This window comes from Pseudomonas sp. AC463 (assembly GCF_979253585.1).
Map to the genome: position 1 here is coordinate 1 of NZ_CEEDDZ010000609.1, position 272 is coordinate 272.

Annotated in this window: 1 protein-coding gene; it reads left to right on the top strand. The window is 64.3% G+C overall.

Features of this window, described 5'->3' with window-relative positions:
• Positions 1-272, top strand: a 272-nt coding sequence (locus AC0IYH_RS31650; protein ID WP_471838204.1) for an aldo/keto reductase, incomplete at both ends; no start/stop codon positions are given.

The window sequence follows — 272 nt, forward strand, 5'->3', positions numbered from 1 at the left end:
CTTCCACTCGCCAATGCCGTTTCGCGGTGTCTACGATTATAGCCGGGACGGCGTGCTACGGTCGTGGGAACAGAGCCTGCAACGTCTCGGAATCGCGCGGATCGACCTGCTGTACATCCACGATATTGGCCGGCGGCAGCATGGCGAGGATCATGACAGGACCTGGCGACAACTGACGCGGGGCGGGGGTTTGGCGGCGCTGGAGGAATTGCGCGCGGCGGGCGAGATCACCGGGTGTGGCGCAGGATTGAACGAGATCGCCGTCTGCCTCG